Source organism: Mesorhizobium sp. B4-1-1 (assembly GCF_006439375.1).
Taxonomy (GTDB): Bacteria; Pseudomonadota; Alphaproteobacteria; order Rhizobiales; family Rhizobiaceae; genus Mesorhizobium.
The window spans coordinates 1-24,264 of record NZ_VFTH01000020.1 but is presented as its reverse complement, the minus strand read 5'-3'; the positions used below and the strand labels follow the sequence as shown (position 1 = coordinate 24,264).

The following is a 24,264-nucleotide window of genomic DNA, read 5'->3' as shown; positions in this document are numbered from 1 at the left end:
ATCCCTGGCCGGTGGTCAGCCGGCGGCGATTCCGCAATGGCTAGCATTTTAATGCGCCCATGTCATGGAAGCGGCCCGAGAGCCGGTTTCACGCCATGGATCAGCCGTGCATGCTGCCCCAAACCGCATAATTGCTGGCGGGAATTATATGCGACGCTTTGGGTTTTTCTTGGCCTTGCGCTTACCGGTTCGATATGGCAGAAGCCGCCATCGCAGGCTGCGGTAGCTCAGTGGTAGAGCACTCCCTTGGTAAGGGAGAGGTCGAGAGTTCAATCCTCTCTCGCAGCACCAGATTTTCCAGAACATCGAAGTGAGCCTGTCGGGCGATTGCGCCGGCTCAGTTGGTGACGTGCGACAACCGCAGGCCGGCTTCGTCCGAGGCCTCGGCCATGCCTTCCTCCGCGAAGCGGAACATGTCCTCGAAATCCAGCTCACGCTCGAAAATGACCCCGCCGACACTGATCGCAAGCACGTCCTTGTCGCCTTTCGGCGCGAAATAGATCTCGCCGACCGTGCCGCGAATGCGCTCGCCCACGTCCTTGGCGTCCTCTTCGCTCGCGCCCGGCAGGAAGACGCCGAACATCGAGGTTCCGATCCGGCCGATCAGATCGTCCTTGCGCACCGCGGCTCGGATGGCCGATGCAATCAGCCGCAAGGCCTCGTCGCCCCATTCGAGACCGAAGCGCAGGTTGATCGACGTCAGATGTTGCGGATGGATGACCAGAAAGGCGCCCGAGCGCGGGCCCACCGGTCTCGCCGCCCTCCTGTCGACCATCGAGGTGAACACCTTGCCGTTCAGGCAGCCGGTCAACTGGTCATAGGTGCCGGACCTGGTGAGTTCCTGCCGGTAGCGGCGCATCTCGATCTGTTGCCAGCCGGTGAGGGCAAACAACGGCAGACCGATGACGATCGGCACGACGATTGCCGTAACGGCCCCGCGGCCGAATGGTGTGAGGCTGTCGCTGAAAAGCAGCAGGTAGTTCAACCCGAGCGAAAGCGCGACGCAGGCGGCAGTGCCAAGCACGGCCAGCAAGATGAGGTGCTTCCACGTTTGAACCGGCGCGGTCGGTGTTTTCGTGGTCAAGTGCCAATCTCCTGTTCGACGCATCGTTTACAGGAGTCCGGTTACGATTTCGGTGTGAGGAAAGCGTACAATTTGATGCAAATCGGCATCTTCTCCATGGGCAAGCGCTGAATCCGGCGCGCCAGCGGCTGCGGCCCGCGGCTGATGACCGGCCCGGTCGTCGGCCCAGGTTTTTAGAATTGCTGAACCGCTCTGACCATTCTGCTTTCACGCAAGTCCGCGAGGAGAACTGGCCACTGACTTCCCGCTGTCGCGTTATTGCGGTGGGCCGAAAATGCCCATCCGGGCGTTTCTCGCCACCACCTCCGCCTTGCCGTAAATGCCGGTCGGCGCGGCCATCGCCCAGCCGTTTGAAACCAGCCAGGCGCCGACATCCTGCTTGCCAAGTGCGCACGGCGCCGCGATGGCGAAACGGTCGGCGTCTGGCGGCAGCAGGCATTTGAGCGCCCGGCCGCGCAGCCAGGCGTTGAAGACGGCCCGCGCCCGCTCACCGCAGGGCCAGGCGGTGTCGTCGAATGTGCAGGTCCTGTGCGGATCTATGTCGACCGTCCCGCTGATGGCGACCGTGCGTCCCATGGCTTCGAAGACCGCCGAGGAGATCGCAACCGGACCGAAAAGCAGGGTCTCGCGCCAATCCCGCGGCATCGGCGTCTTTGGTCGCAGCGCAAGCCCGAGTTCGCCAAGCGGAGGACGCGGTTCGATGCGTTCGATCCGCGATGGGTCGAGCGGCGGCGGCGCAATGAGATCTTCGGCGATCTTGCGCGCCGGCTGGCCTGGCGCGTCATGGATCGGGGCATGGGAGGCCGGCTTCAGGTCACCGGCGCCCTGAGCCGATGCGATCGAAGCGGGCGGCAGCCGGCGCCCGCCCTCGGCGATCAGGGCCATGCCTGCGAGCAGCCCGAGACCGCCGAGCGCGGACGCCAGCAACGGGCGGCCGGGCGGATTCGCCTGGCTCACGCGCGAAACCCCGCGGGGTCGCGGCGGCTGTCGATGATGCCGCCCAAGCCCAACCCGTTAGCTCGTGTCGACACGGCGCCACCCCCGTTGAACCGGATCATACATTAGACACGAGCTACAATCCTTGAAAAGCAAGGCGTTGCGTTAAGTGTCGCGCAACCAATGCGGCCTAGAATCGGTGATCGGATGTCGAGGGGATGACACGATGCGCAAGCCGATACTGCTTTTTGCCTTTCCGGCCCTGATGCTGCTTCTGCTGGCGGCGGAGCGAGCGGCAGCAATGCTTCTCGGCTTCTATCCGGCCAGCCCCGCTGTGTGGCATGCCTGGCTGGAGCTGCGCCCGTTCTCGACCATGTTCTGGCAGCAGATAAATCTCTATCTTGGCGGGTCGATGGCGCTCGATGCTGCCATCATCGTCTTTGCGGCGGGCGCCTGCTGGATGATTTGCCAGGCAAAAAGGTCCGCCGGCTTCTTCCTCGCCAATCATGCCGCGCTGCTCTTTGCGGGCAAGATGATGGCGCTCAGCAGCCATGCCGAGACGGCAAGCACCATTGCCGCCTTCACCGTACCGAACGGCTGGCGCTTTTCGCTTATGCTCGATTTCAGCGTCCAGAATTGCCTGGTGCTGTGCCTCGGTCTCGCGGCCTGCGCCTATTGTCACGTCGCTTTCCTGCGCGAGGCGAGACAGCGCGCCGAAGCACGCTCGGTCCGTATGCTTGCGCTGCAGCGCGATCTGTAACCTGCTCAGTTGATCTTCTTGTAATAGACCTTGCCGTCGGGCTGCTGGATGCGCTGGTAGGACGGGTTAGGCCCCGGAGGCGCGACCTTCCTTTTGAACGAGGGCCGTGCGTCGGCGGCATCGCCTCCGCTTTCGTCGGCCGCGGAAGCATCCGCCACCGTGGTGTTGTCGAATAGGGCCGGCTCCGGCGCGCCAGGCGCCGGCTCGCTGGCGGCGACGGGCTGGCCTTGCTCCAGCTTGGCGATATTGCCGTTGATCTGGCCGAAATTCGCCTGCAACTGACGGTCCAGCGTCTCGAACCGGCTCTGGAAACCGTTGTTGACGGTGTCGATGCGGGCGCCGATCCGCTGCTCGAACTGACCAAGCTGTTCCAGCCGCGCCTCCATCGTCTTGAGGTCGCTGACGCCGCGATAGAGATAAACGGCGGCCGTCACGTTGACGACGGTGACGAGCGCGGCGCCCACCGCGAGGACACCGATCATCTTGGCCCGGCTGGGCTTTCCCGGAGCCGCTTCCCGGTGACTGAGTTCGATTGCCGGAGCGTCCGGCTCGCTGATCATCGTCATTCAACCACCACCTTTGCGCCCACCGCGACGCGCTTGAATAGATCGATCACATCGGTGTTCGTCAGCCGGAAGCATCCGGACGTGCCGTCGAAACCGACGCCCTTGGGATCGTTGGTGCCATGGATGCGATAGAGCGTGTCGCGCCCGTCGCGCGACAGATAAAGCGCCCGGGCGCCGAGCGGATTGTAGGGACCGGCCGGCACCATCGCCGGCAGTTCCGGCTGGCGCGCGCGCATTTCCTTGGGCGGACGCCATTGCGGCCATTCGGTCTTGGACGCAACCTTCACCGTTCCGGTCCAGCCGAAGCCGTCGCGGCCGACGCTGATCTGGTAGCGCAGCGCCTGGCCTTGGCCCGTCACCAGGTAGAGCGCCTTCTCTTGTCTGCGGATGACGATCGTGCCGGGCTGCTCGCCGGTCTCAAAGGCGACCGCCTTGCGCAGGCTGGGGCCCATGGCCGGCAGCGGCGGCGATCCGGCCTGCGCCAAACCGCAAGCCGACACCAGCACCAGGCCGGCCACAAAGGCACCGGCTAGGTGCGCGGCAGTGAAGCGGCTAGCGCTGGGCATTGTCCAGCCGTTCCTTGAACATGCGTTTCAAATCCTTGTTGAAGCGCGCGCGCCCGTCCACCTCGGAAGGCAGGATGGCGCGGTTCAGCGCGTCGGCCAGAAGCGCGTTGTCCAGCGCCAGCGACTTGATGTGCGGCGCCTTGAAGATCTTCTCCAGCTCGCTGCGCGAGAAGTGGTTGCCGAACCATTTGCGCTTGTGCTTGTTGGCGACCAGCGTGATGCTGACCTTGTTGCCGCGCAATTCGCGGATCTTCTTGTAGAGCCGCTTGCCTTGCCGCAGCGAGGCGACGTTGAGCTCGAAGACGATGAATATCTCGTCGCTCGTGCGCAACACCGAATCGTGCCACGGCGTCTCGATATTGGGCAGGTCGATGACGATGTCGTCGAAGCGGTAGGCGACGAGGTCGAGCAGCCTGAAGACGAAGTCGGAACCGTGCGGCTCGAACGGCAGCTGCGGCCGTTCGAAGGAGTAGAGCGTGAGGCCGGACGGCCGCGACAGCTTGATGACGTCCATCAGCTCGACGTCGAGCCGGTCCGGCTGGCCGATGATGCCGGAGAGATCGAACTGGTTGAACTGGTTGAGATAGGCGCCGCAATTGGCGCTCTGGAAGTCGAGGTCGACGAGGCAGGTCGAAGCCGCGCGCTCGGCCGATTTCGAGGCAAGGTGCTCGGCCGCCGAGATCGCCAGCGTGGTGGCGCCGGCGCCGCCGCTGGCGGCGATGAAGGTGATGATGCGGCTCTTGGTGCCCTGGCTGCCGGTGTCGTGGAAGGTGACGGCGTTGAGCAGCTCCTTGGCGTCGAGCGGCTTGTGCAGCCAGTCCGACGCGTTCATGCGCACCAGGACCCGCGTCTGCTCGGAGGTGAGCTCGTCGGAGATCGCGATCAGCGGCACCGAGGCCCAGGCCGCGCGCGCCTCGACGATCGCCGCATTGCCGAGCAGCTCGCCATTGCCGAGATCGAGGATGATGATGCCGGGCCGGCTGTCGACAGGCGGCCCTTTGAGGAACTCCGCCGCGTCCGAGACCTTGACGTCGTAAATCGCCAGCGCATCGAGCCGCGTGGTGACGTCGCGCTTGAAATTAGCATCGGCGGAAAACAGCGCCACCTGCTTGCGTTTTGTGGGGAGGACTCTGGTGTCGATGGCGTTCATGGGAACGTACTCTTGATGTCTTCGCCCGTGACCGTGCTCAGCATCGAGGGCATGGTGATGTTGTTGAACCCGAGCAACCCGGCCAGGAAGAAGAATTGGAATTGATGGCCGACGATGCTGACCGTGATGGTCGGAACGGCGCCGTTGGGCCGGGTCCAGTAACCAAGGCCGGATGCCTGATACTGGATTTGCACCTCGGATTTCTCGAGCATTGGCAGGAATGTCTGCATCCCGGCCCGTCCGCCCCCACCGCTAAAAATGAAGTTGAAGGCGTCTGGATCTGCAGTCGTATCCTTACAAGTGGCATTCGCGCCGCATCGACAGGTTACAGTTCCCGCGCCATCCGCGTTGCAAATGTAATTGTACGTGGTGGAATCAAGCGCGTTCGCGGGAACTGCCTTACCTACATCCAGCGAGTTGCTGGGCGTTCTTGCCTCGAGCAAAAGCCCGCTGGCAACGGGACTGGAAATCTGCGCCAGCCTCGCTCCGGCTTGCACTGCCTTGTCGGCCGCATTCCATTGGTAGAAGGCGTAGCCGAAGTCTACGAAGCCGAGCAGGAGGGTCAGCAGCAGCGGCATGACTATCGCTGCTTCGACCATTGCGGCACCGGACTCCGCCGCCCAGAACTTGCGCCGCGGTATCACCATCCGAAGATGCGCTCCTGATGGAATACGGTCAGATTGAGTTGACCGAAGCCGAGATAGGACCACAGCCCGAGATTTGCGTACGGAAATGTCGTGCTGACCTGCACGACTTCGACGTTGCTGGTGGGACTGAGATAGAGCTCAGTGCCTGTAGCGGGATCCATCGCCGGAATGGACAATGCCTTGGTGATTGTGACCTGTCCGATGGTCCACCCTGGAACTCTTGCACTGCCGCCGGTTATGGCTCCATTCACGGCAAGATTTGTTGCATACCCGGAGCAAGTGTTCCAATCGCTGCTGCATCGCGCCATATAGCGAGCCGCGTCCCTGACGCCGGCGTCGAGAAGCATGCGTGTGTTCAGGATGTTCCCGAATTCGAAGACGCCGGCTGACAATAGCAACACGAAAGGCGTCACAAGGGTCATCTCCACCAGGACAGCCCCGCCGTCGTCGCGCTTGAACCGGTGGAGGATTTGTCTGAGCGCGGTCAGCATGGCTCTACCGGTAAAGCTGCGCTTCGTTCCGAAACGCCTTGTCGACAAGAGTGTTGTTGGCAAATGCGCCGTCGACATCGACGATCTCCAGGCTGATCGGTTTCTCGCCGGCCGACGAGTCCTCGTCGTCTTTGGTGTTATCCTGCTTTGCGATCGGAGTGTTGACGAAAACGCTGGCGTAGCCATCCGGCCTGATTTGGCTGTGGCCATTGATCTTATCTGTATTGGCGATGCAGTCGATGATTGCCATATTGAGCAGACGGCGATCGGGACTGTCGGTCGGTGCTTGGGTGCCCTTATAACATTGCGGCGTGCCGACTTCTTTTGTCGGGTTCTGCGATTGATCTGCGACCAGACCATGATCGATCTCATATCTGTAGACGTCATAGCGTGATGCTGGGGCACCGGTGTTTCCGGTCGGGTTGGTCTTGGCCGGCACGGGCGCCGAATAAGCCGATTTGTGATTGGCGAGCCAATAGGCGCTCCAAAAGCTTTGCGCGGTGATCTTGTCCGACATTCCGGGGGCGTCGACGCCATATCTCGCGCCGTCGGGAAGGGGCAGCGCCGATCCATCGGTGACCGGAGAATATTTATTGCACGCGTTGCTCTTCTGGCCCTTCCGAACATTGACCGAAGGCCGGTATGCGAAATTCTTGTCCTGCTTGTTCAACGAGTTGCTGTAGATGGCGAAGCGCGTATTCAGACCGGTGTTGACCTGGCCCAGAGTGACACCGGTCTTCGTCGTGAGCGCATCGCGACTATAGCAGGTTCCCGCCGTACCCATCGCAATGGCATCGCGCAGTGATGTCAGGTTGTTGTCGAGCAGCCCGAAATTACCGGGACCTGGGTTATTGCCAGCCTTCAGAACGCGAAACTCCCGGCCATATGTGTCCCCGGAAGCGAAAGCCTGCTGGATGGTCTTGCTGGTCCCCGGCGTCGTCGTCTCGAACGGGTTGCACATGAAGAGCGGGACCGTTTCGCAGATCGACTGCTTGAAGCCCGCGACGGCCTGCGGCCGGATGTCCATCGTGCTGCGGCTTGACATGCTTACAGGAAAGAAGGTTTCGAAGTTACCGGCACCTGCGGCGTTGAGCGTCACGACGACAAGGCTGACAGCCGTGGGGTCGGTGCTCGCCCAGTTGATGCTGTTCGCGTCAACACCGTTGGCGCCAAGCGCCGTGCTATCGCTGGTGGGTATCCCGGTCAGATACGTCACGGTGACGTCGGCGCGCGCTATCTGATGGCTGCCAGCCGTTGAAAAGAGCGTTCTGTTGGCGATCAGATTATTGATGGCGTTGTTGGCGCGCGTGATGCTGTCCGCCCTTCCATCGAGTTCCGCCGCGCCGGCCAGCGCAAGCGCGTCGACCCCTTTTTGCAGATCGCTGTGCAGCCCGGTAGCGCGGCTCATGTCGACGGCCAGCAGTGCAAATCCGATAAGCACCGGCAGCATGATGGCAACGAGGATCATCGCTATGCCGCGCTGATCGTTCCAGAATTCACGAATGGTCCTCAACATGATCTTACTCTCTGTTCCATTCGTGCCGGGCGTCCTCGCGCGCCCGACGCGCCGCATCCTTCTTCTCAGTTCGCTCCGGTCGCAACCGATGGGCCGGCATTGGCCGTCGTGCTCGCCGCCGGTCCCGACGCCGACGCCGGATATTTGTATTTCTGAACGACGGCGACGGACCGCGCACCGTCGCCTTCGATCTTCGTGTTGTTCGAAGCCGGGTTGTACGGGTCGACCGTCTGCAGCAACTGATTTGCTTTCTGCGAGTCGCCGGCAGCCAGCGTCATCGTGTCGTAATTGTGCAGATAGTCGGCCGCGCAGCCCGCGAGCAGGCTGGTGCCGAGAAGGACGAGCAGGAGCTTACTTTTTGACATAGAGCAGCTTGTCCTTCGATTTCACATCCAGCATGTGGCCGTAAGGCCCGATGACGCCGTCGCCATGCTCGTACATGCGGATCATGTCCTTGTTGACTTCGAGCTGGCCGAGCAGCATCAGCTCCGGATCGTTGGCAGGCTTCGTCTTATCGAACGGCGTCGCCAGTTGCTCGCCGGGCCGCACCGGCCGCACGAGATGCGGCGTGACGATGACGACCAGTTCGGTCTCTTCCTTCTGCGTGCTCGAATTCTTGAAAAGTGCGCCGACGATTGGCACCTGGCCGAGCCAGGGCACCTGATCTTGCTGTATGGTGTTCTTGCTGGAAAGCAGGCCGCCGACCGCAAAGCTCTGGCCGTCGCGCAGGTTGACCGCCGTCGACAGTTTGCGATTGGTGAAGATCGGGTCGCCGGCAGCGGTGAAGCCCGTCAGGTCGCTGACTTCCGGCGCCAGCTTGATGTGGATCTTGCCGTCGTCCAGCACCACCGGCGTGAAGTTCAGATTGACGCCGAATTGCTTGAAGACGATCTCGACTTCGCCTTGCGCGTTGACGCTGCGCACCGGCACTTCGCCGCCGGCATTGAAACTGGCCGTTTCGCCGGAAACCGTGGTGAGGTTCGGTTCAGCGAGCGTGCGAACGACGCCCTTTGCCTCGAGCGCCTCGATGATCAGGTCGACCTTGATGTTGTTGTCGATGATGCGGGTGATGAGCGCCGCGAACGGGTTGGTATTGGACAGAAGCCCCGAAACCAGATCACCCGCGCCCAGTTCGGCTCCGTCCTTATCTACCGTGCCGATGCCTGTCCCGACCCGGGTAGTGCCCCTGCTATTCGTACTTTTGAATGAGACACCAAGATCGCGACCGGCATTGCGCTTGGCCTCGAGGATGCGCACAGAAAGATTGACCTGTTCGCTGTCGTCGATCGTCACGGCGTTGATGATGGAGTCAGGCCCGTATTGCTGCGTGACTTCCACGATGGATGCCAGCGTCGCAGCGTCCTTGACATGGCCGCTCAGGCGAACCTTGCCGTTGATGGAACCGATCTCGATCCGCGCCTTGGGCGCCACCTGACGAATGGCTACCGCCATGTCGCTGACGTCCTGGCCGACCTCGATCTGGATGGCGCCGAGCGAGCGCTTGTCCTCGGAAAACAGATTGACGGTGGTGGTGCCGACGCTCTTGCCGATGATGTAGAGCGTCTTGTCGGTCATCGGCTGTGCGTCGGCGATCTTTTCGTCGCCGACGACGATGTCGCCCAAGGTAGCGTTCACCTGAATCGTGGCGGATTGGGAAACGGGCACGAACACGCGATGCAGCGACGGGCTCGACACGTCGATGAAGCGGTCAGCCGCTGTAGCCGGATGGCCGAAGATCGCCGATACGCCCAACACGGATAGCGCGGCCGCCGCTATCCTGATCCAAAGCCCCTTCATTCCCCGTCTCCCCGCTGCTGCCCACGGCAGCCTTCGCCGCACCGACCCTCGTCAGTCTTGTCGCGGCACTTCGTATGATTCCAGCTTGATACCACGGAACACCCCGATCGTCGCCAGCTTGGGCGGCTCCGGCTGGACGTATTTGACCACTTCCTTCACCGGTTGCGGCGTGGCGACTGCCGGAGCGGGCTTTGTCTTGCTTATCTGGTCGAGTTGACTGCCGACCCGTTCAACCGCCTTGGCCAGCCCATCGATCCTCTCGTCGGCTTGCTTGCGCGCGGCTTCCTCGGCAGCCTGCCTGTCGAGCTCGGCCTGGCGCTTGGCGACATCGTCCGGCGTCTCGCCGGTCAGATCCGCGAGCGTGACCCTCTCATTCGCCTCACCCTTGCTGCCGGCAGCCTGGCGAAGCGCCAGCGACAACTGGCCGGCGTCCGCCGCGAGCGTCAGCTTCTGGGCGTCCTTGGTGCTGACTTCGACCGTGACTGCTTTCACGACTTGCGGGTTGTCCTTGGCCTCGTCGGCGACCTGGTCGACAGCGAGCACTTTCACGCCCTGCAGCAGCACATCGACGAAACTCCTGTCGGCGCCGTCGTCGCCACGAACTTTCTGGGTCAGAAGCACGTCGACCCTGTCGCCCGGGAAAACAAAGCCCGCGACGCCGAGCACGTCGTTGACGCGGATTGAAACTGCTTTCATGCCTTCGGCAAGCACCGCCGACAGCGTAGCGCGCTGGCCCGGGCCGGTGATCTTGGCGGCCAAAACAGGTTCATTGGTGCTGATGGATTGCAGCGCCTGTCGCGCGCCATTGCCGGCCATCGCTTCCTTGACGGTCTTGAAGGCCCCTGCCGGCACCGCTCCGGCCGGCCATGCAATTTCGCGCAATTTGTCTGCGCTCAGCGCGTCGCCGAATTTCAAGGGCACTGCCGCGACCACGACGGTACTCGCCTGAACGCCATTGGCCAAGGCGTTGCGCTGCCCCGCCAGCCAGATGTTGACAAGCACGACTGCCAGCACGCCGAATATACCGGCGAGCACGATCATAATGAGTGTATTGGCGCGCATTTCCCAAACCCCTTGGACCCCGCCTCGGCGTTTGCAATTCGGGCTCAGCCCGAGATTGCAATGTCAGTTCGGCTAGGCCCAGGGCATCCCTGGGCCTAGCCCTGTCTAGCTTAGCAGCTCATATTCGCGCCGTTGATGGTGTCGGTCGCGAGATTGCTGCATAGCGTGCTCCAGGCGGCGGTGACATACACGCCAACCGCGATGATGAACGTGATCACCGCTGCCGTGATGATGCCGATCAGAATAGAATATTCGACCATAGCAGCGCCGTTATCGTCGTCGCGGAACTGCCGGGCCATCGTCATGAGCTTCTTCATGCCAATTTCTCCCTTTGGAGGTTTGAACCCGACGAGACAGAGCTAAGGATGAACCCCATACCCAAGCATCCCCCGTCACGTTCAATCCTAGGTCGTGCGAAAAAGCAGTGTCAAACGGATTAACGGAAGCTTAACCTTTCAATACTCGATTCGCGATCGCTTCAATTATGACAAAGGCTTGATTCGCCTCGCTTTTCAATCCATCTTAACCATTCATTCACAATTGCGCCGCGCTCGAGCCTCATTGCGGTCGAATTAGAAGTGCGGCATAATTCATTATATCTAAGGGGTTAGCGACTTTGGTTTCTGCCCTGTGGCAAAGGTCTTAGGACCTTAGTCTGGGCACGAAAGGCAAGTCGGAAATAGTCAAGTGGGCTCACGGCCGTTTTCTTAACTATGTCTCAAGTAATGCGCGCACTTTGCCTCGCGGCCGCTTGTGCCCCTCGTGGTTAACGCTTAGTTTCGAGCCTGGGGAAATAAAAAGGGGCGGGGGCATGTTGGGTCGCTTCATAAAAGGGCAGGGTGAGCAACGGGCGCAGCAGGTAGCGCCCGTGGTCGCTGCCGCGAACGGAACAGTCGTGAGCGCGGCGGCGGATGTCGAGCCGCAAGGTCTCGACTTCCTGACCTTGAAGGTCGAGCTGCATCGCCATCTCATCGATCGTTTCAACCTGACGGCGCTGGAAAGCGCGTCCAAGGATGAAATCCTGAACGAGATCCGGCCGATCGTGCGCGAATTCGTGCGGGGCCGAAACGTGCCTTTGAATGCCCGCGAGCTCGATCAGCTGACCAGCGACACGGCCGACGAAATGCTGGGCCTCGGTCCGATCGAACCACTGCTCAAGGATGACTCGATTACCGACATTATGATCAACACCCATGAGCGGGTGTTCATCGAACGTCGCGGCATGATCGAGCAAACCTCGATCCGCTTTCGCGACGAAGCGCATCTGCTGCGGATCATCAACAAGATCGTGTCGAATATCGGCCGTCGCGTCGATGAATCCTCACCGATGGCGGATGCGCGCCTCGACGACGGATCGCGCGTCAACATCGCCGTGCGGCCCGTTTCGATCGACGGCCCGCTGGTCTCGATCCGCAAATTCTCGAAGAATCCTTATTCATTGGAACGCTTGATGGCGTTCAATTCGATCCGCCAGCCGATGATCGATATGCTGCGGATCGCTGTGCAGGCGCGCAAGTCGATCCTGGTTTCGGGCGGCACGGGCAGCGGCAAGACCACCCTGCTCAACGCCCTGTCGAGCTACATCCCGTCGAGGGAGCGCCTGGTCACCATCGAGGACGCGGCGGAACTGCAGCTGCAGCAGCCGCATGTCGGCCGGCTGGAAACGCGCCCGCCCAATGTCGAGGGCAAAGGCGAGATCCGCCAGCGCGAGTTGGTGAAGAATGCGTTGCGCATGCGTCCCGACCGCATCATCGTCGGCGAGGTGCGCGGCGAGGAAGCCTTCGACATGCTGCAGGCCATGAACACCGGCCATGAAGGCTCGATGACCACCATCCACGCCAACACGCCGCGTGATGCCATCTCGCGCCTGGAGCAGATGGTCGGCATGGCCGGGTTGCCGATGACGCATGAATCGATCCGCGCGCAGATCGCTTCGGCCATCGACATCATCGTGCAGACGCAGCGCCTCTCCGATGGCGGACGGCGCGTCGTCTCCGTCTCAGAGATCACCGGCATGGAAGGCAATGTCGTGCAGCTGCAGGAAATCTATCATTATGTCAGGCGCGACGTCGCCGCCGATGGCACCATCATCGGCGATTTTCGCGCCACCGGCGTTCGCCCGCGCTTTGCCACTGAGGCCGCGACGCTCGGCCTGCATTTCGCCAAGGATGCCTTCAATCCGCAGGTGGCACTGTAATGCTGACGGGGCAGGCACTACTCTATTTCATCTATGTGGTCGCGGCCGCCTCCGTTATCCTTGCCGGCGAGGCATTCTACCTCTCTCTCACGCGCCGGCGCTCGCAGCGGTTCGCCGTCAATCACCGGCTTCGCCGCCTCGCCGACGAGGCGCCTGCGGAGCAGACCCTGCAAAGCCTGCTGCGCGAACGCGGCCTGACTGGTTCAGGAGACTTCGCGTTCGGCTTTATCTGGTTGAACCGGCTCTACACCCGGTCTGGCATAACCGGAAACCCGATGACTTTCGCGCTGTCGTTCGCTCTCGCCGGTCTAGGGCTGGCGCTGCTTCTCTGGTTGCTGATTGGTATCTCAACGCCGGCGGCTTTCCTCATTTTCCTGGGGGTGGGCTTGGCATTGCCGCTACTTGTCCTGCGCCGGGCCTGCAAAAAACGGATATCGAAGTTCGCCGGGCAATTGCCCGACGCGCTCGACATGATCGTCCGTTCGCTCCGCGCCGGCCACCCGGCTTCGGTCGCAATCGGTCTCGTCGGACGCGAAATGCCCGATCCGCTCGGCACGGAATTCGGCATCGTCGCCGACGAGATCACCTTCGGGCTAAGCATGGAGCAGGCGGTGCGGAAATTGTCGGAACGGGTCGGCTTCGAGGGGTTGCACCTGCTGTCGGTTTCGCTCTCGATCCAGACCAAGACAGGCGGTAACCTCACCGAGATCCTCGCGAACCTGTCATCCGTGCTGCGCGAAAGGCGGAAACTCGGATTGAAGATCAGGGCTCTCTCGTCCGAGGGTCGTGTATCGGCATGGATCATCTCGCTGTTTCCTCCCTTTATGTTTCTGATCCTGATGCTCGTGGCGCCGTCCTATTATGGCAAGATCTGGGGTAACCCGTTGATCCTGCCGGTGTTCCTGTCATTCGGGCTCTGGGCACTGCTCGGCGTTTACATCATGTATCGCATGGTCACTTTCGATTTCTAGGAACGGCCATGAACCTGCTTTCGAACACGAACGACCTGACCTTTCTGGTGTCGCTCGCCGTCTTCGTGGCAGCGGTGACCTTGTTCCTGTTCGCCGCGCTGGTTTTCCTGCCCGCGATGCAGACGCGCAGGCTGGTGACTGACAGTCTCGTCGGCGATGGGTCCGTGGATCGCCGCTCGATCTTGGGACAGGACCATCTCGTCCGGGCCGCGGCGCAAAAGCCCGTCGAAGCCTACTTCAGATCCATGGAGAAGGAGCGTAACGAGCCTGACGCTCTCGAGGCCAAGCTCTTTCGTGCCGGTTTTTATGGCGCGAGCGCCCCGCTCATCTACACGCTTTGCCGGCTGGGAGCCGTCGCCATTGGCTTTCTGCTTATGTATGCTCTCCTGTCGAAGGTTTTGCCACCGCGACTTCCAGGCTTCTTCGCTTTCGCCGGTGCAGGCCTGATCGGCCTAGGCTGCATCGTCATACCGAGCATCATGCTCGATCGCTTCGAGAATGCTCAAAAGCAGGTTTACCGTCGCTCGTTTCCAGACTTCATGGACATGATGATAACCTGCGCCGACGCCGGCATGAGCTTGGAGGCGGCGGTCGAGCGGGTTAGCCAGGAACTGGCGGGCACGCACAAATGGCTGGGCATCCAGCTTTCGATCATGAACCTGCAATTGCGGGCGGGTAAGCCGTTGCGCGAGGCATTGCGTGAGCTCGCCGATCGCATCGGACTGGACGAAGCGAAGGCGTTGGCGGTTCTGTTCCGGCAATCGGAAGAGTTGGGCACCAGTCTCACCGACGCGCTGCGCGTTTACAGCGCCGAGATGCGCGATCAGCGGATCCTGCAAGCGGAAGAACGTGCCAACTCCTTGCCCGTCAAGATGACGATCCCGCTTGGCCTCTGCATTTTCCCGGTGGTGCTGATGATCATTATGCTGCCGGTGATCATTCGCATGAAGGGCATTTTCTTCTGATCCGTCATATGATTATCTTCTAAAATTGAGTCGGAGGACTCCTTGGGGCACAAAATGATAAAGCCGATGCGCCTCGCCGCCGCAGCCAGCATGCTGCTGGTCCTGCTTGCCGGTTGCCAGTCGACTGACAGTAACAGCACCGGCGTCGTGCGCACCAACGAGCCCGCGAAAGGCGACTACACCGCCTTTGGCGACACCTTCGATGGACTGAAAACGATCAGCGACGTCGATTACTACGCCTCGGACCAGGCGATCACCGAGGCCAAGACCCAGTTCCGCTCAGAAAACTACGGCAATGCCGGCGCTTTGTTCTACAAGGCTACGCGACTGGCGCCCAATGATGGCGTCGCCTGGCTTGGTCTCGCCGCATCCTGCGACCGTATAAGACGCTTCGATCTGGCGGACATGGCCTATGGCCGGGCCTATCGGCTGCTTGGCGCGACGCCGGAATATTACAACAATCTCGGTTACTCATACCTGCTGCGCGGCAAGCTGCAGGAGGCGCGCAGCAATTTCCTCAAGGCCTACGAGCTGGCGCCGAACGATCCGACCGTGGCCAACAATTTGAAGCTGCTGTCATCCAGCGTCCGGAACATAGAGCGGTCATGAGTCTTTTGCTGACCGCTTCCCTTGTCTTCAAGGGACTAGCAATTCTTTTGCTCGGTCGCACCGCCTGGATCGATTTTTCCACGCAGCGGATCACAAATCGCGATGTGCTGCTTTTGCTTTGCCTTGGTCTCGGAGCTTTGCAATTCCAGTCCTTGCAAGCTCACTCATGGTTGGAAATGGGCATCAGTACGTTTGGCGGTTTAGCTCTGTTCCTTGCGCTTTTTCCGTTCTGGCTTCTGCATAAGATTGGCGCAGGCGACGTCAAGCTGATGAGCGTTGCGCCGCTGCTGATTGGCGGAAGCAACCTCTTCGTGTTTGCTGTGTTGCTGCTGGTTTTCGCGATCGGCACGACCGCTTTGGTCAAGAATCCCTTCCTGATGCCGGTCGGCATGTTCCGCCACTATGTGCAGCATATGGACCGCAAGGGTGTCGTGCCGTTTGGCGTGCCGATATCCGCAGCTGCCATCTGCACGTTAGCCCTACAAATGTACCACGCTATTGTGGTGGCAAGCAGTTCCGGAATTTTGGAGCAGCTCAATTAACGCTGCTTAAGTCCGCTGCATGAGGCAAACGGTGAATCGGGATGAAACAGTCAGTGTCCCATCGCTACGTGGCAGTCATTGTTTTCGTGACGGCGATCTTTGTGGCAGCCGATCTCGTCATGCTCCCACGATCAGATGTGACATTCAGCCCGTCCAACTGGCTCTATCTGTTGAAAGCCGTGCCTCTGGTGGCGTTCTTCTTTGCGGCCGCGCGGATCGTGGAAATGCGGCGGTCCAAGTTCCCACGCGCCATGCAAACCTTTTTGGTGCGCACTGTCGGCTCCATGGAAACCACAGGTACCTTTCTTATGCTCTTCATACCGCTTTCGGTGGCGAGTTTCCTGTTTATGTATCTCGCGGCGAACACAACGCGTCCGCTGATGGACGCCTACCTGGCTTCGTTCGATGCCGCGGTCGGCTTCAATTGGATCCGAGCTGTCGAGCTTGCCAACATGGTGCCATCGGTGGCGGCCGTAATGGTCTTCTGCTACGCCGCCCTTGCCTACCAGGTTCCAATAGCCTTCCTGGTGCATTCGATCGGGGGTGGGCGTGAGCGGATGCTGGAATTGGTGGCCCTGATTGCGGTTTCGGGCCTTATGACAGGCGCTCTGATGCTGGCCGTCCCCGCCGCGGGCGCATATTCCTTCCATGCGCCCGATCACGGTATTTTCAGCCATTTTACCGGCGTCGGAGGTCTCGCTCATCTTTCGACCCTCGCGCAACTGCGTGGTTCGACGCCATTCACATTTGCGATTGGCAACACGATAGGGCTTACCAGCTTTCCTTCCTTTCACACCGCGCTCGGCATCCTCATCACCTACAATTTGCGGCGCTCGATCCTGTTTTTGCCGGTGGCCGCTATCAATGCGATTATGATCCTCGCCACGGTCCCGGAAGGCGGCCACCATTTTGCGGATGTGCTGGCCGGAGCGGTGATCGCTTTGGTTTCCATTGCCGCCATGCGCGCCGTAAGCGCCGGGCCGGTGGCCGAAGTCAGACAGCCTGCTGTGTCGAGTTAGCATCAGATATGCGATTTGACGGTGCAGAGTGATGCGGATGGTCGGCCTTGCATTTGCTCGTTCGGCGGCCTGGCAGGCTAATCGGCCGTTCTTCCTGACGATGGCGACCTATGTATTGGCGGTGGCTTTTGCCGCGAGCTATTGGCAAATTCCAGTCAATCCTCGAATTTATAGCAAACCATTCTTGCTATTCGGGTTCGGAGTTGCGCTTATCTACTTTTCCATCATCGGCGTGCGCGTCATGCTTCAACGGCCGGAGCAGTTGTTTCCTGCTCTGCTCCATCGCCTGTCGGAGACCGATTTGCGCGATCGGCTCGTCATAGGCGTGCCGGTTGCTGCTACACTGCCGGTATTCTTTTCTCTGTTCAGTAGCTTAAAGGCCGGCATCAGTAGAATAGTGCCCTTCTATGCCGACTCGACGATCATCGTCGTAGACAGGATGATCCATGGAGGCCAAGACGCATGGAGGATATTGCACCCCTTGCTTGGCGCCGGGCCGCTGACCTTTACCTTAAATTTTTGCTACAATCTTTGGTTTGTGGTGATGTTCGTCGTGCTGTTTTGCGTCACCTTCTCGACAGGCGATAAGCGCCTTCGTTCTCAGTATCTGGTAGCGTTTGTTCTGACTTGGGTGCTTCTGGGAAATGTCGCGGCGACCATGTTTGCTTCCGTCGGCCCTGCCTTCATTATGCCCTTCTACAGCGATGATACCTTCTCACCACTGATGGATTACCTTCAGACAATCAACGGTGTCTATCCGGTGTGGGCTCTCAACGCACAAGGAATGCTTCTCGCCAACGCCGCACTTGATGGCCCGCGCCTAGGTGGCGGCATTTCTGCTTTTCCTTCGTTGCATGTCGCAGTGGTTACGCTGAACGCTATTTACCTCTGGCGCTTCGGCAGCGTGGTCCGCTGGGCCAGCATCGGGTTCCTGATCGCAATTCAACTAGGTGCCGTCCATCTCGCCTGGCACTATGCAGTTGATGGCTACGCTTCCATGCTGGGAACCCCGATGATTTGGATACTCGCTGGACGGCTTGCAAACACCCAGCCCATAGTCAAAGCAGCAAGCAAGGTCGGCTAGTCGATACGGCGTGGCCCGCTATTTGCGGGGCACAGCGCGGACGGATCGCATTTTGCCGACCAGGCCGGTCCCTCAACCATCTCCCGTTGAAACGAACCTAGGCGCCAGGCGGCTATGTTTACGCTTTCAGGAAAATTCGGTAGTAATTTCCACCACTCGGGGGAGTGGTCTTGATGAGCGCATACAGTCGATACTTGGTGGTGATAGTCGCCACCATCGGCCTGTTCGCACTTTCGGACGCCATCCTGTTGCAACGATCCGCTATTTACCTCGCGCCCGGAATTGCGGCAGGCGCGGCGCGTGGCATCGCTTTGGGCGCGATGTTTTTCGGCCTGTCCAAGCTGCTCTATCTGGGTATGCGCCGCACGACTGGTGCGCTTGGAGATGCAGTGACGAGAGTATCGGAGGGGCTGGAGAGCGTCGGCATCTTCCTGATGCTGTTCTTCGTCTTTCAGCCTGCCAATGGCCTGTACATGTTTCTCGCCGCCGCTACGCAGCGTCCGCTGATGGATGGAGCCATGGCCGCAATGGACCGGTCGATTGGCTTTAACTGGCCGGCCGTGGTCGAGGCGGCGAATTCGCCGCCGTTGTTGGCCTCGGTTCTTGTGGCCAGCTATGCCTCTGTCCTCTACCAGGTGCCGCTGGTGCTGATATTCCATGCCTCGATGAGGGGCCGGGCTCGATTCTTCGAATTCGCCGCCATCCTGGTCGTGGCCCTGTTCATGACTACTACAATGTCAATGCTGGTCCCGACTGCCGGAGCCTATTCTTATTACCAGCCGCAGGCGTCGTCTTATAGCCATTTCACGGCAATTGGTGGGTTTGCCCACTTGGAAACCCTTCACCAGCTTCGCACGCTGGCCCCCTTCGAATTCACCATGCGCAAGGTGATCGGGCTGGTTTCCTTCCCGTCATTTCACACGTCCCTCGGCATTCTGATCGTCTTTGCCCTTCGACGCACATTTCTTTTCTGGCCGGCGGTGCTGGTCAATGTTGCGATGATTGCTGCCACCGTTCCAGAAGGTGGCCACCATTTCATGGACGTCATTGGCGGGGCCATCATAGCCGTCATCTCGATCAGCTTTATCCGTTGGGTCGGCGGCGAAATGGGCACCTTGAGAGAACTCAAGTCGGCGCGATCTTAGACCACTGGAAGTCGCAGGGCTCTGCTGTTCAACTAAGTCAGACGCCATCTGCGTTGGGGCACCGGCTTCTTCTGTGGCGGTTCGCTCGACATGCCCGGCTTTGGCGAGACAAATACCAAGCGTTCGATGACGGCCACCGCACCTGCCACTACCGCGGCTATCGCAACTAAGGCGAAAAGCTTTCTAAGAATATTCAACGACACCCCCAGAGCCCAAGTCAGTCAAAACCCCGACGTCTGCTTCTCCACCAGCTTCAGCTGGCCCTTTTCCACCTTGAAGAACGGCATCGACCTTTGGCTCGAGCCGTCGGCGCGGAAGCGGAACAGGCCGGTCGAGCCGCGGAAGCCGGTCGCGTTCTCCAGCACCTGCTTGCTGAAGCCGTCGGGGCCGGCCGAGCTCGCTATGCCCGCGCTCAGCGCCACCATGTCGTAGGCATAGGCCACGTTGACGTCCGGCTGGTAGTTGTAGGTCGCCTTGAAGCGGTCGGCGATCGGCCCGGTCTCGCCCTCGTCGAGCGTCGCGATATAGGCGCCCTCGTAGAGCGGATCCATCGGCCGCTCGAGCCAGCGGTCGGTGCCGATCAGCGTCACCGCCTTGCCGGGAATGCCTTTTGCCTTCAGCGCGGCGAGTACGGCGATAGGGCTGCCGTCGCCGCAGGCGACGACCACGGCGTCGGGCGCCTCGACCAGCGAACCCATGTCTGACACCACCTTGGCGCCGCCATCCGTCGCCGAATAGGGCAGCGTCACGGCAAGCGTGGCGCCATAGATGCTGAGCGCGTTGGCGACACGGGATTCGATGGGGCTCGAATCCGCGCCCGAAGGCACCAGCAGCACGAATTTCCTGGCGCCCTTGCTCGCGATCGCCGCCGCGCCCGCCGCAGCGCTGTCGGCTTCGCTGAGCCTTACCGAATAGACGCCGGGGCCGCCGGCGAAATTGTCGGCCAGCGCCAGCACTGGCGGCCGCTTCGAGCCGGAGAGCTTGGCAAGGTGCTGCGCCGCCGCGAGCTCGGACGGCCCGATGACGACCTTTGCGGTGCCCGACGTGATCGCCTTCACCGCGAGGTCCTTGGCGTAGCCGCTGTCGCCGCGGGTATCCTCGATCGTCAGCGTCAAAAGCTTGTCGCCGAGATCGGCCATCGCCAGCCGCGCGCCGTCATACATCTTCCGGCCGTTCTCGCCCGTGCTGCCGGGGGCCGAAAGCGGCAGCAGCATGGCCACCTTGGTCGGTCCCACGCCGAGCGTCAGCTGGGCTTTGGCGGCGGCGGCCGAGGTCGGACCGCCCGAGGTCGCGTTGGCCAAGGTTTGACCGCTTGCCTGCTGGGCGGGCGCCGCCGGAGTGCCAGCCTGGCCCGCGGGTGCCGCGATCGCCGATGGATCGAGCACATCCGACGCGCCGCTCTTGGACTGGCATCCGCATAGCGCCGCGACGAGCCCGAGAGCGATCGCCCCCAATGCATGTCGCCCAAAAGTGGTCCCGGTTTTGGGGAGACGACATGCATCTGACAAAGACCTGAAGCGCGCCGCAACGATCCGCTTCGGCGCGGCGCGCTTCAGGTCCGGATCGTGCCGCTCAACTTTCATGATGCTTCCACCCATGTGCCGCCAGGTATTTACGCCGGTCTGTCTTCAACCGACCTTACCGTCTTGCTTGCTTGGCCGTCCCGTGATTCCTGCGTCATGGTTTAGCCATCGAAGAGCCGCGCTCTCAGCGCCTGGATCGCGCTTGCTTGCGCCGGGCTGCGATACTCGGCGCATTTCATGTAGCGCGGCCCGGGCACGAACGATCGGCGCACGCAGACGCGTTTCTCCTGGCCGGTGACCGCGCCGTCCATGGAAGCGCCGGAGAAGCCGGTCGTCGAGACGTCGGAGGATCCGATCGTCGCCACCGGCAGCGGCCCGGCCACATCGAGGCCTTCCCGCGCCAGGATCGCGCGTGCGCGCTGGCAGTAGTTGACCGAGCGGACCGAGAAGCGGGTCTCCCCGTGCCCGGCCCGGTATTTCATCACAGTGGTGCAAAGATCGCCCGCGGCGAGCCTGTTTGCCTGCGCCAGATATTTGACGCCGAGCGCGATGTTGGTGGCGGGCTCGCCAAGCTCGTCGAGCGAACCGCGAAAGCCGAGCATCCGCGCCGTTGCCGGCATGACCTGCATAAGGCCGACTTCGCCGTCGGCGCCGCGCACGCCGGGATCGAACCCGCTTTCGATCTCCATCACCGCATGCGCCAGCACCGGCTTGAGGCCGTAGAGTGACGCCTGGCACGTGGCGAATGCCACGAATGTCTCGCGGGTCCGCTCCGGCGCCGCGTCGCAGTGCGCTGGCTGCGCCCCCGGCGGCTGCGGCCGTTCCAGCCAGTTGGCGTGGACAGATGTTTGACCGAGACCAAGCAAGGCGACCGCCAGAGCAACTCCAGGAAAAGTGCGTAGCGGTTTTCCGTTCGGAATTGCGTCAAAACAAGCAGATAGATCGCTTCGCCGTTTCCGTGAAACGGCGACGCGGCCCAGCGCGATCGCCTTCGGCAATTTTCCGTCGGCCACCATCGCAGCCAGCCGGCGTCCGTTTGCCCGTCAGCTCAGTGCATGTACTCGACCATGCGGTCGTGGAAGCACTCGCATTTGTTGAGCGTGTCTTCGTCCTTGTAGTTCGTCTTGAGGTAGCCATAGGCCATGCCGCAGGCGACCTTGGCTTCCGACGCCCAGACGAAGGCGGGACGCGACGAGTTGATCCATTCCGGGCTGTTGGCGACGGCGACCGATTCGTCCATCAGCTTCACCACATGGTCCTTGAGCTCGACCATGTTGTCGGTCAGCACCAGGTCCGAGGTGCCGACGGTGCGGCAATAATTCACCGCCGGCTCGCCGATGATGTCAGCGGCGAAGCCCGTCGACCCGGCCACGAGCAGCGCCGTGGCCGAAGCCAGCAACCTTGCGGAATGTCTCATGTAAGCCTCTCTTCGAATTGCGAATTCATGGTTCGCTAATGCATAGCATGGAAGCGTGGTGACGCATAAGCGCTAAATCGTGGCGGTGTGCTGTTGATGGTTCGCGTCGTCATAGAGAATGTTGATCGTGCCGGTCGTGGCCGGTCCATTCTGCAGTACGGCGACATCCACGAAATTGGCGGCATTGCCCGTACCGTCCGTGTCAACGCTCAGCGTCTTGGTGCCGGTGTCGTAATGCACATAGTCCGCGATGTTGCCGGCGGCGGCTTTGTCGAACAACGCGGTCAGGTCGATCTGATCTCCCTCCGCTTTGTTGTAGTCGGTGATGAGATCCTTGATGTTCAAATCGAGGTGATCGAGCTTGAACGTATCGGCGCCGGTACCACCCGTAAGCGTGTCTGCCCCCGCGCCGCCGATGAGAAGGTCGTTGCCCGCCCCGCCGATGAGCGTGTCGTTGCCGGCGCCGCCGATCAGCGTGTCATTGCCGGCATTGCCGTTGATCGTGTCGTTGCCGACGCCGCCGTACAGCGCATTGGCGGAGCCGTCGCCATTTAGAATGTCATCGTAGTTGGACCCGATGATGTTGGGCAGGGCCAATGTCGACGTGTAGGTGTGGGAAGCGCCCACGAGATCGGTCGAATGATCCTGAGTTCCGGTCCCGGTCAGTGTGATGCCGATCGAACTTGCAGCCGTATCACCGTCTCCGTCTACAATCTGGACCGGCAGGCCGAAACTGACAGGATCGCTCGATTGAACGGCCGTACCAAAGTCACCGATCTTGAACGTGTCGCCAGACAGATAGTGGTACTCGATGCTGTTGAAGCCATTCGCGGTCGTGACCGCAATCGTGGTTCCGACAGCGTGAGCGCCACTTGTTCCATAAACGCCGTCGACCGCAACTGTTCCATCGGCATTGAACGTGACGGTGTATAGATGCCCGCCGACTGTGTGACTGCCGCTCGATGTGAATGTGAAGGTTTCGGTGCCAAAGCCGACGATGACTTGAGTGATCGCGTCCAGCGACCTGTCGGCGGGAGTGGTTTCCCCAACGAGGTTGTTGTTCGTGTCGTGGTCGTCGTAGGCCAACAACTGGATTTTCGATCCGTTCGTCGCCGTGAACACGGCCGACGAGCCATTGGTGTTGTAGTGTTGGTCGAACAGGTAGCCCGAGCCTGACCCGTTCCTCAAATCCGTAACAAAGTCGACACGGAACGTTTCCCCCGACCCGACAGAGGCACCATCGGCGACACCGCCTGCGACCGAACTGGTGTTGACCGAACCACCGATTGCTGTCAGCAGAAGGTCGGAACTGTTGTTGTTGATCGGATTGGAGACGGAATCTCCTGCCGGAACGAAACCTGTCCAATCGTTGTTGCCGCCGACGAATGAATAGCCATTTCCGCTGAAATCGACGTTAGTAAAGCTGTCGACCGTGCCATTCATGTCAACGGAATATTGCACATTCTGGGGGTCGAGCGTGACCGTGAACACACTTGCGCCGTTGGCCGTTCCCGTCAGGATATGGCCGTCCCCCGACACCGTGTAGATAATGTGCACACCGCCCGAGGTCAGGCCGCTATCGGTGTTGTTGAGGGACGCATCGAATCTGACCGTGCCCGGGCCGTCCGCCCCATAGTTGTTGGACAGGGTTTGATCGGGATCGAGGTTGAATGTAACCAGATTGCCTGCGCCATTGGCCAGCAAAGCATAGTCCGGCGAGACTGCTATCGGCACGTCGTCGACAATCTCAATGGTGATCGCAGCCGACGCGTTGGCGCCGGCCTTGTCGGTAACCGTTAGCCCGAAGACGTCGGTTTCCGTAACGTTGGGCACATCGGTGGTTGCGGACGTCAGGTCATAGACGTAGGTCGCAACCCCGGTTGACGCATTGTAACTCGTGATCGTGAGTGTGCCGTGATCGCCATTGATTACATTGTTGTTGCCCAGGTTGGCGATGAGGATGGTCGTGCCCTTGATGGTGACGGATGCAACGTCGCTCAGGCCGTCCGGATCGGAAATCTTGAATGTGCCGCCAACCTCGATGGTAGTCGGACCGACCTTGGAGCCTGCCGGCAGGCCGGCTTCGTACACCACATCGTTGGCGCCACCAGGATTACCGGTGTCCCCGGTGATCGTCGGTACATCGTTGGTGCCGTGGATGACGACGCTGACCTGCTGGTCGTCCCAGGCGCCCTTGTCGTCGGTGACGCGCACCGT

At 60.9% G+C, this 24,264-nt stretch carries 25 protein-coding genes and 1 tRNA gene; 10 read left to right on the top strand and 16 right to left on the bottom strand.

Annotated features, from left to right (window positions below; translation table 11 throughout):
- Positions 1–216: 216 nt before the first annotated feature.
- Positions 217–291: transfer RNA gene (locus FJW10_RS23875), tRNA-Thr, on the top strand.
- A 46-nt stretch (positions 292–337) separates the two neighbouring features.
- Here the strand turns inward: FJW10_RS23875 and FJW10_RS23870 are convergent.
- Both FJW10_RS23870 and FJW10_RS23865 read right to left on the bottom strand, forming a co-directional pair.
- Positions 338–1,084, bottom strand: coding sequence for a GGDEF domain-containing protein (locus tag FJW10_RS23870; protein ID WP_246674359.1), 747 nt, complete (start codon positions 1,082–1,084; stop codon positions 338–340).
- Positions 1,085–1,339: 255 nt separating this feature from the next.
- Positions 1,340–2,041, bottom strand: coding sequence for a thermonuclease family protein (locus tag FJW10_RS23865; protein WP_246674358.1), 702 nt, complete (start codon positions 2,039–2,041; stop codon positions 1,340–1,342).
- Positions 2,042–2,246: 205 nt separating this feature from the next.
- On the opposite strand from FJW10_RS23865, the gene FJW10_RS23860 reads away from it, so the two are divergent.
- Complete coding sequence (locus FJW10_RS23860; RefSeq protein ID WP_140901885.1) at positions 2,247–2,780, top strand: hypothetical protein; 534 nt, start codon at positions 2,247–2,249, stop codon at positions 2,778–2,780.
- A 5-nt stretch (positions 2,781–2,785) separates the two neighbouring features.
- Here the strand turns inward: FJW10_RS23860 and FJW10_RS23855 are convergent, their stop codons facing one another.
- The 10 genes from FJW10_RS23855 to FJW10_RS23810 form a co-directional block, all read right to left on the bottom strand.
- Positions 2,786–3,346 carry a hypothetical protein gene (locus FJW10_RS23855; RefSeq protein WP_140901884.1) on the bottom strand — a complete coding sequence of 187 codons (561 nt, stop codon included), beginning with the start codon at positions 3,344–3,346 and terminating at the stop codon, positions 2,786–2,788.
- A complete protein-coding gene (locus tag FJW10_RS23850; RefSeq protein ID WP_140901883.1) occupies positions 3,343–3,912 on the bottom strand; it encodes a L,D-transpeptidase in 570 nt (189 codons plus the stop codon). The genes FJW10_RS23855 and FJW10_RS23850 overlap by 4 nt, the downstream gene beginning before the upstream one ends.
- Positions 3,899–5,062 carry an AAA family ATPase gene (locus FJW10_RS23845; protein ID WP_140860265.1) on the bottom strand — a complete coding sequence of 388 codons (1,164 nt, stop codon included), beginning with the start codon at positions 5,060–5,062 and terminating at the stop codon, positions 3,899–3,901. The genes FJW10_RS23850 and FJW10_RS23845 overlap by 14 nt, the downstream gene beginning before the upstream one ends.
- The gene (locus FJW10_RS23840; protein ID WP_140901882.1) at positions 5,059–5,709 is read right to left on the bottom strand and encodes a TadE/TadG family type IV pilus assembly protein; all 651 of its coding nucleotides are present in this window, start codon (positions 5,707–5,709) and stop codon (positions 5,059–5,061) included. Before FJW10_RS23840 ends, FJW10_RS23845 begins: the two co-directional genes overlap by 4 nt.
- Positions 5,703–6,200: a TadE/TadG family type IV pilus assembly protein gene (locus FJW10_RS30540; RefSeq protein ID WP_181177645.1), complete on the bottom strand. Its 498-nt coding sequence runs from the start codon at positions 6,198–6,200 to the stop codon at positions 5,703–5,705. Before FJW10_RS30540 ends, FJW10_RS23840 begins: the two co-directional genes overlap by 7 nt.
- A 4-nt stretch (positions 6,201–6,204) precedes the next feature.
- On the bottom strand, positions 6,205–7,716 hold the full coding sequence (locus FJW10_RS23830; protein WP_181177644.1) for a pilus assembly protein TadG-related protein: 1,512 nt from the start codon (positions 7,714–7,716) through the stop codon (positions 6,205–6,207).
- Positions 7,717–7,781: 65 nt separating this feature from the next.
- Positions 7,782–8,081 carry a hypothetical protein gene (locus FJW10_RS23825; RefSeq protein WP_246674357.1) on the bottom strand — a complete coding sequence of 100 codons (300 nt, stop codon included), beginning with the start codon at positions 8,079–8,081 and terminating at the stop codon, positions 7,782–7,784.
- Positions 8,068–9,513 carry a type II and III secretion system protein family protein gene (locus FJW10_RS23820; RefSeq protein WP_140901880.1) on the bottom strand — a complete coding sequence of 482 codons (1,446 nt, stop codon included), beginning with the start codon at positions 9,511–9,513 and terminating at the stop codon, positions 8,068–8,070. Before FJW10_RS23820 ends, FJW10_RS23825 begins: the two co-directional genes overlap by 14 nt.
- Positions 9,514–9,564: 51 nt before the next feature.
- Complete coding sequence (gene cpaB, locus FJW10_RS23815; RefSeq protein ID WP_140901879.1) at positions 9,565–10,575, bottom strand: Flp pilus assembly protein CpaB; 1,011 nt, start codon at positions 10,573–10,575, stop codon at positions 9,565–9,567.
- A gap of 110 nt (positions 10,576–10,685) precedes the next feature.
- Positions 10,686–10,892, bottom strand: a complete 207-nt coding sequence (locus FJW10_RS23810; RefSeq protein ID WP_140901878.1) for a Flp family type IVb pilin — start codon at positions 10,890–10,892, stop codon at positions 10,686–10,688.
- A gap of 494 nt (positions 10,893–11,386) precedes the next feature.
- On the opposite strand from FJW10_RS23810, the gene FJW10_RS23805 reads away from it, so the two are divergent.
- From FJW10_RS23805 to FJW10_RS23770, 8 genes are all read left to right on the top strand, one after another.
- Positions 11,387–12,772, top strand: coding sequence for a CpaF family protein (locus FJW10_RS23805; RefSeq protein ID WP_140901877.1), 1,386 nt, complete (start codon positions 11,387–11,389; stop codon positions 12,770–12,772).
- Positions 12,772–13,743 (top strand): type II secretion system F family protein, encoded by a 972-nt coding sequence (locus FJW10_RS23800; RefSeq protein ID WP_140901876.1) that lies wholly within the window; start codon positions 12,772–12,774, stop codon positions 13,741–13,743. Before FJW10_RS23805 ends, FJW10_RS23800 begins: the two co-directional genes overlap by 1 nt.
- 8 nt (positions 13,744–13,751) lie before the next feature.
- Entirely contained in the window at positions 13,752–14,708 is a 957-nt protein-coding gene (locus FJW10_RS23795; protein WP_181177643.1) for a type II secretion system F family protein, read from the top strand.
- A gap of 54 nt (positions 14,709–14,762) precedes the next feature.
- Positions 14,763–15,317, top strand: a complete 555-nt coding sequence (locus tag FJW10_RS23790) for a tetratricopeptide repeat protein (protein WP_181177642.1) — start codon at positions 14,763–14,765, stop codon at positions 15,315–15,317.
- Positions 15,314–15,859, top strand: coding sequence for a prepilin peptidase (locus FJW10_RS23785; RefSeq protein ID WP_140901875.1), 546 nt, complete (start codon positions 15,314–15,316; stop codon positions 15,857–15,859). Before FJW10_RS23790 ends, FJW10_RS23785 begins: the two co-directional genes overlap by 4 nt.
- 41 nt (positions 15,860–15,900) lie before the next feature.
- Positions 15,901–16,878 carry a phosphatase PAP2 family protein gene (locus FJW10_RS23780; RefSeq protein ID WP_140901874.1) on the top strand — a complete coding sequence of 326 codons (978 nt, stop codon included), beginning with the start codon at positions 15,901–15,903 and terminating at the stop codon, positions 16,876–16,878.
- 31 nt (positions 16,879–16,909) lie between these two features.
- Positions 16,910–17,962: a phosphatase PAP2 family protein gene (locus tag FJW10_RS23775; protein ID WP_140901873.1), complete on the top strand. Its 1,053-nt coding sequence runs from the start codon at positions 16,910–16,912 to the stop codon at positions 17,960–17,962.
- Between the two features lie 173 nt (positions 17,963–18,135).
- Positions 18,136–19,107 carry a phosphatase PAP2 family protein gene (locus tag FJW10_RS23770; protein ID WP_140901872.1) on the top strand — a complete coding sequence of 324 codons (972 nt, stop codon included), beginning with the start codon at positions 18,136–18,138 and terminating at the stop codon, positions 19,105–19,107.
- A gap of 221 nt (positions 19,108–19,328) precedes the next feature.
- On the opposite strand, the gene FJW10_RS23765 is transcribed toward FJW10_RS23770, so the two are convergent.
- From FJW10_RS23765 to FJW10_RS30535, 4 genes are all read right to left on the bottom strand, one after another.
- Positions 19,329–20,561 (bottom strand): penicillin-binding protein activator, encoded by a 1,233-nt coding sequence (locus FJW10_RS23765; RefSeq protein WP_140901871.1) that lies wholly within the window; start codon positions 20,559–20,561, stop codon positions 19,329–19,331.
- Positions 20,562–20,791: 230 nt separating this feature from the next.
- Positions 20,792–21,382, bottom strand: a complete 591-nt coding sequence (locus FJW10_RS23760; protein ID WP_348639765.1) for a lytic transglycosylase domain-containing protein — start codon at positions 21,380–21,382, stop codon at positions 20,792–20,794.
- Between the two features lie 296 nt (positions 21,383–21,678).
- Complete coding sequence (locus FJW10_RS23755; protein ID WP_140901870.1) at positions 21,679–22,047, bottom strand: hypothetical protein; 369 nt, start codon at positions 22,045–22,047, stop codon at positions 21,679–21,681.
- A gap of 72 nt (positions 22,048–22,119) precedes the next feature.
- Positions 22,120–24,264 (bottom strand): type I secretion C-terminal target domain-containing protein (locus FJW10_RS30535; protein ID WP_181177641.1); only part of this gene is annotated, 2,145 nt, incomplete at its 5' end.

Bases quoted from the DNA above. Each gene is read 5' to 3' on its own strand.
- FJW10_RS23860 (WP_140901885.1), top strand. From the start codon at position 2,247: ATGCGCAAGCCGATACTGCTTTTTGCCTTTCCGGCCCTGATGCTGCTT.
- FJW10_RS23855 (WP_140901884.1), bottom strand. From the start codon at position 3,346: ATGACGATGATCAGCGAGCCGGACGCTCCGGCAATCGAACTCAGTCAC.
- FJW10_RS23850 (WP_140901883.1), bottom strand. From the start codon at position 3,912: ATGCCCAGCGCTAGCCGCTTCACTGCCGCGCACCTAGCCGGTGCCTTT.
- FJW10_RS23845 (WP_140860265.1), bottom strand. From the start codon at position 5,062: ATGAACGCCATCGACACCAGAGTCCTCCCCACAAAACGCAAGCAGGTG.
- FJW10_RS23840 (WP_140901882.1), bottom strand. From the start codon at position 5,709: ATGGTGATACCGCGGCGCAAGTTCTGGGCGGCGGAGTCCGGTGCCGCA.
- FJW10_RS30540 (WP_181177645.1), bottom strand. From the start codon at position 6,200: ATGCTGACCGCGCTCAGACAAATCCTCCACCGGTTCAAGCGCGACGAC.
- FJW10_RS23830 (WP_181177644.1), bottom strand. From the start codon at position 7,716: ATGTTGAGGACCATTCGTGAATTCTGGAACGATCAGCGCGGCATAGCG.
- FJW10_RS23825 (WP_246674357.1), bottom strand. From the start codon at position 8,081: ATGTCAAAAAGTAAGCTCCTGCTCGTCCTTCTCGGCACCAGCCTGCTC.
- FJW10_RS23820 (WP_140901880.1), bottom strand. From the start codon at position 9,513: ATGAAGGGGCTTTGGATCAGGATAGCGGCGGCCGCGCTATCCGTGTTG.
- cpaB (WP_140901879.1), bottom strand. From the start codon at position 10,575: ATGCGCGCCAATACACTCATTATGATCGTGCTCGCCGGTATATTCGGC.
- FJW10_RS23810 (WP_140901878.1), bottom strand. From the start codon at position 10,892: ATGAAGAAGCTCATGACGATGGCCCGGCAGTTCCGCGACGACGATAAC.
- FJW10_RS23805 (WP_140901877.1), top strand. From the start codon at position 11,387: ATGTTGGGTCGCTTCATAAAAGGGCAGGGTGAGCAACGGGCGCAGCAG.
- FJW10_RS23800 (WP_140901876.1), top strand. From the start codon at position 12,772: ATGCTGACGGGGCAGGCACTACTCTATTTCATCTATGTGGTCGCGGCC.
- FJW10_RS23795 (WP_181177643.1), top strand. From the start codon at position 13,752: ATGAACCTGCTTTCGAACACGAACGACCTGACCTTTCTGGTGTCGCTC.
- FJW10_RS23790 (WP_181177642.1), top strand. From the start codon at position 14,763: ATGATAAAGCCGATGCGCCTCGCCGCCGCAGCCAGCATGCTGCTGGTC.
- FJW10_RS23785 (WP_140901875.1), top strand. From the start codon at position 15,314: ATGAGTCTTTTGCTGACCGCTTCCCTTGTCTTCAAGGGACTAGCAATT.
- FJW10_RS23780 (WP_140901874.1), top strand. From the start codon at position 15,901: ATGAAACAGTCAGTGTCCCATCGCTACGTGGCAGTCATTGTTTTCGTG.
- FJW10_RS23775 (WP_140901873.1), top strand. From the start codon at position 16,910: ATGCGGATGGTCGGCCTTGCATTTGCTCGTTCGGCGGCCTGGCAGGCT.
- FJW10_RS23770 (WP_140901872.1), top strand. From the start codon at position 18,136: ATGAGCGCATACAGTCGATACTTGGTGGTGATAGTCGCCACCATCGGC.
- FJW10_RS23755 (WP_140901870.1), bottom strand. From the start codon at position 22,047: ATGAGACATTCCGCAAGGTTGCTGGCTTCGGCCACGGCGCTGCTCGTG.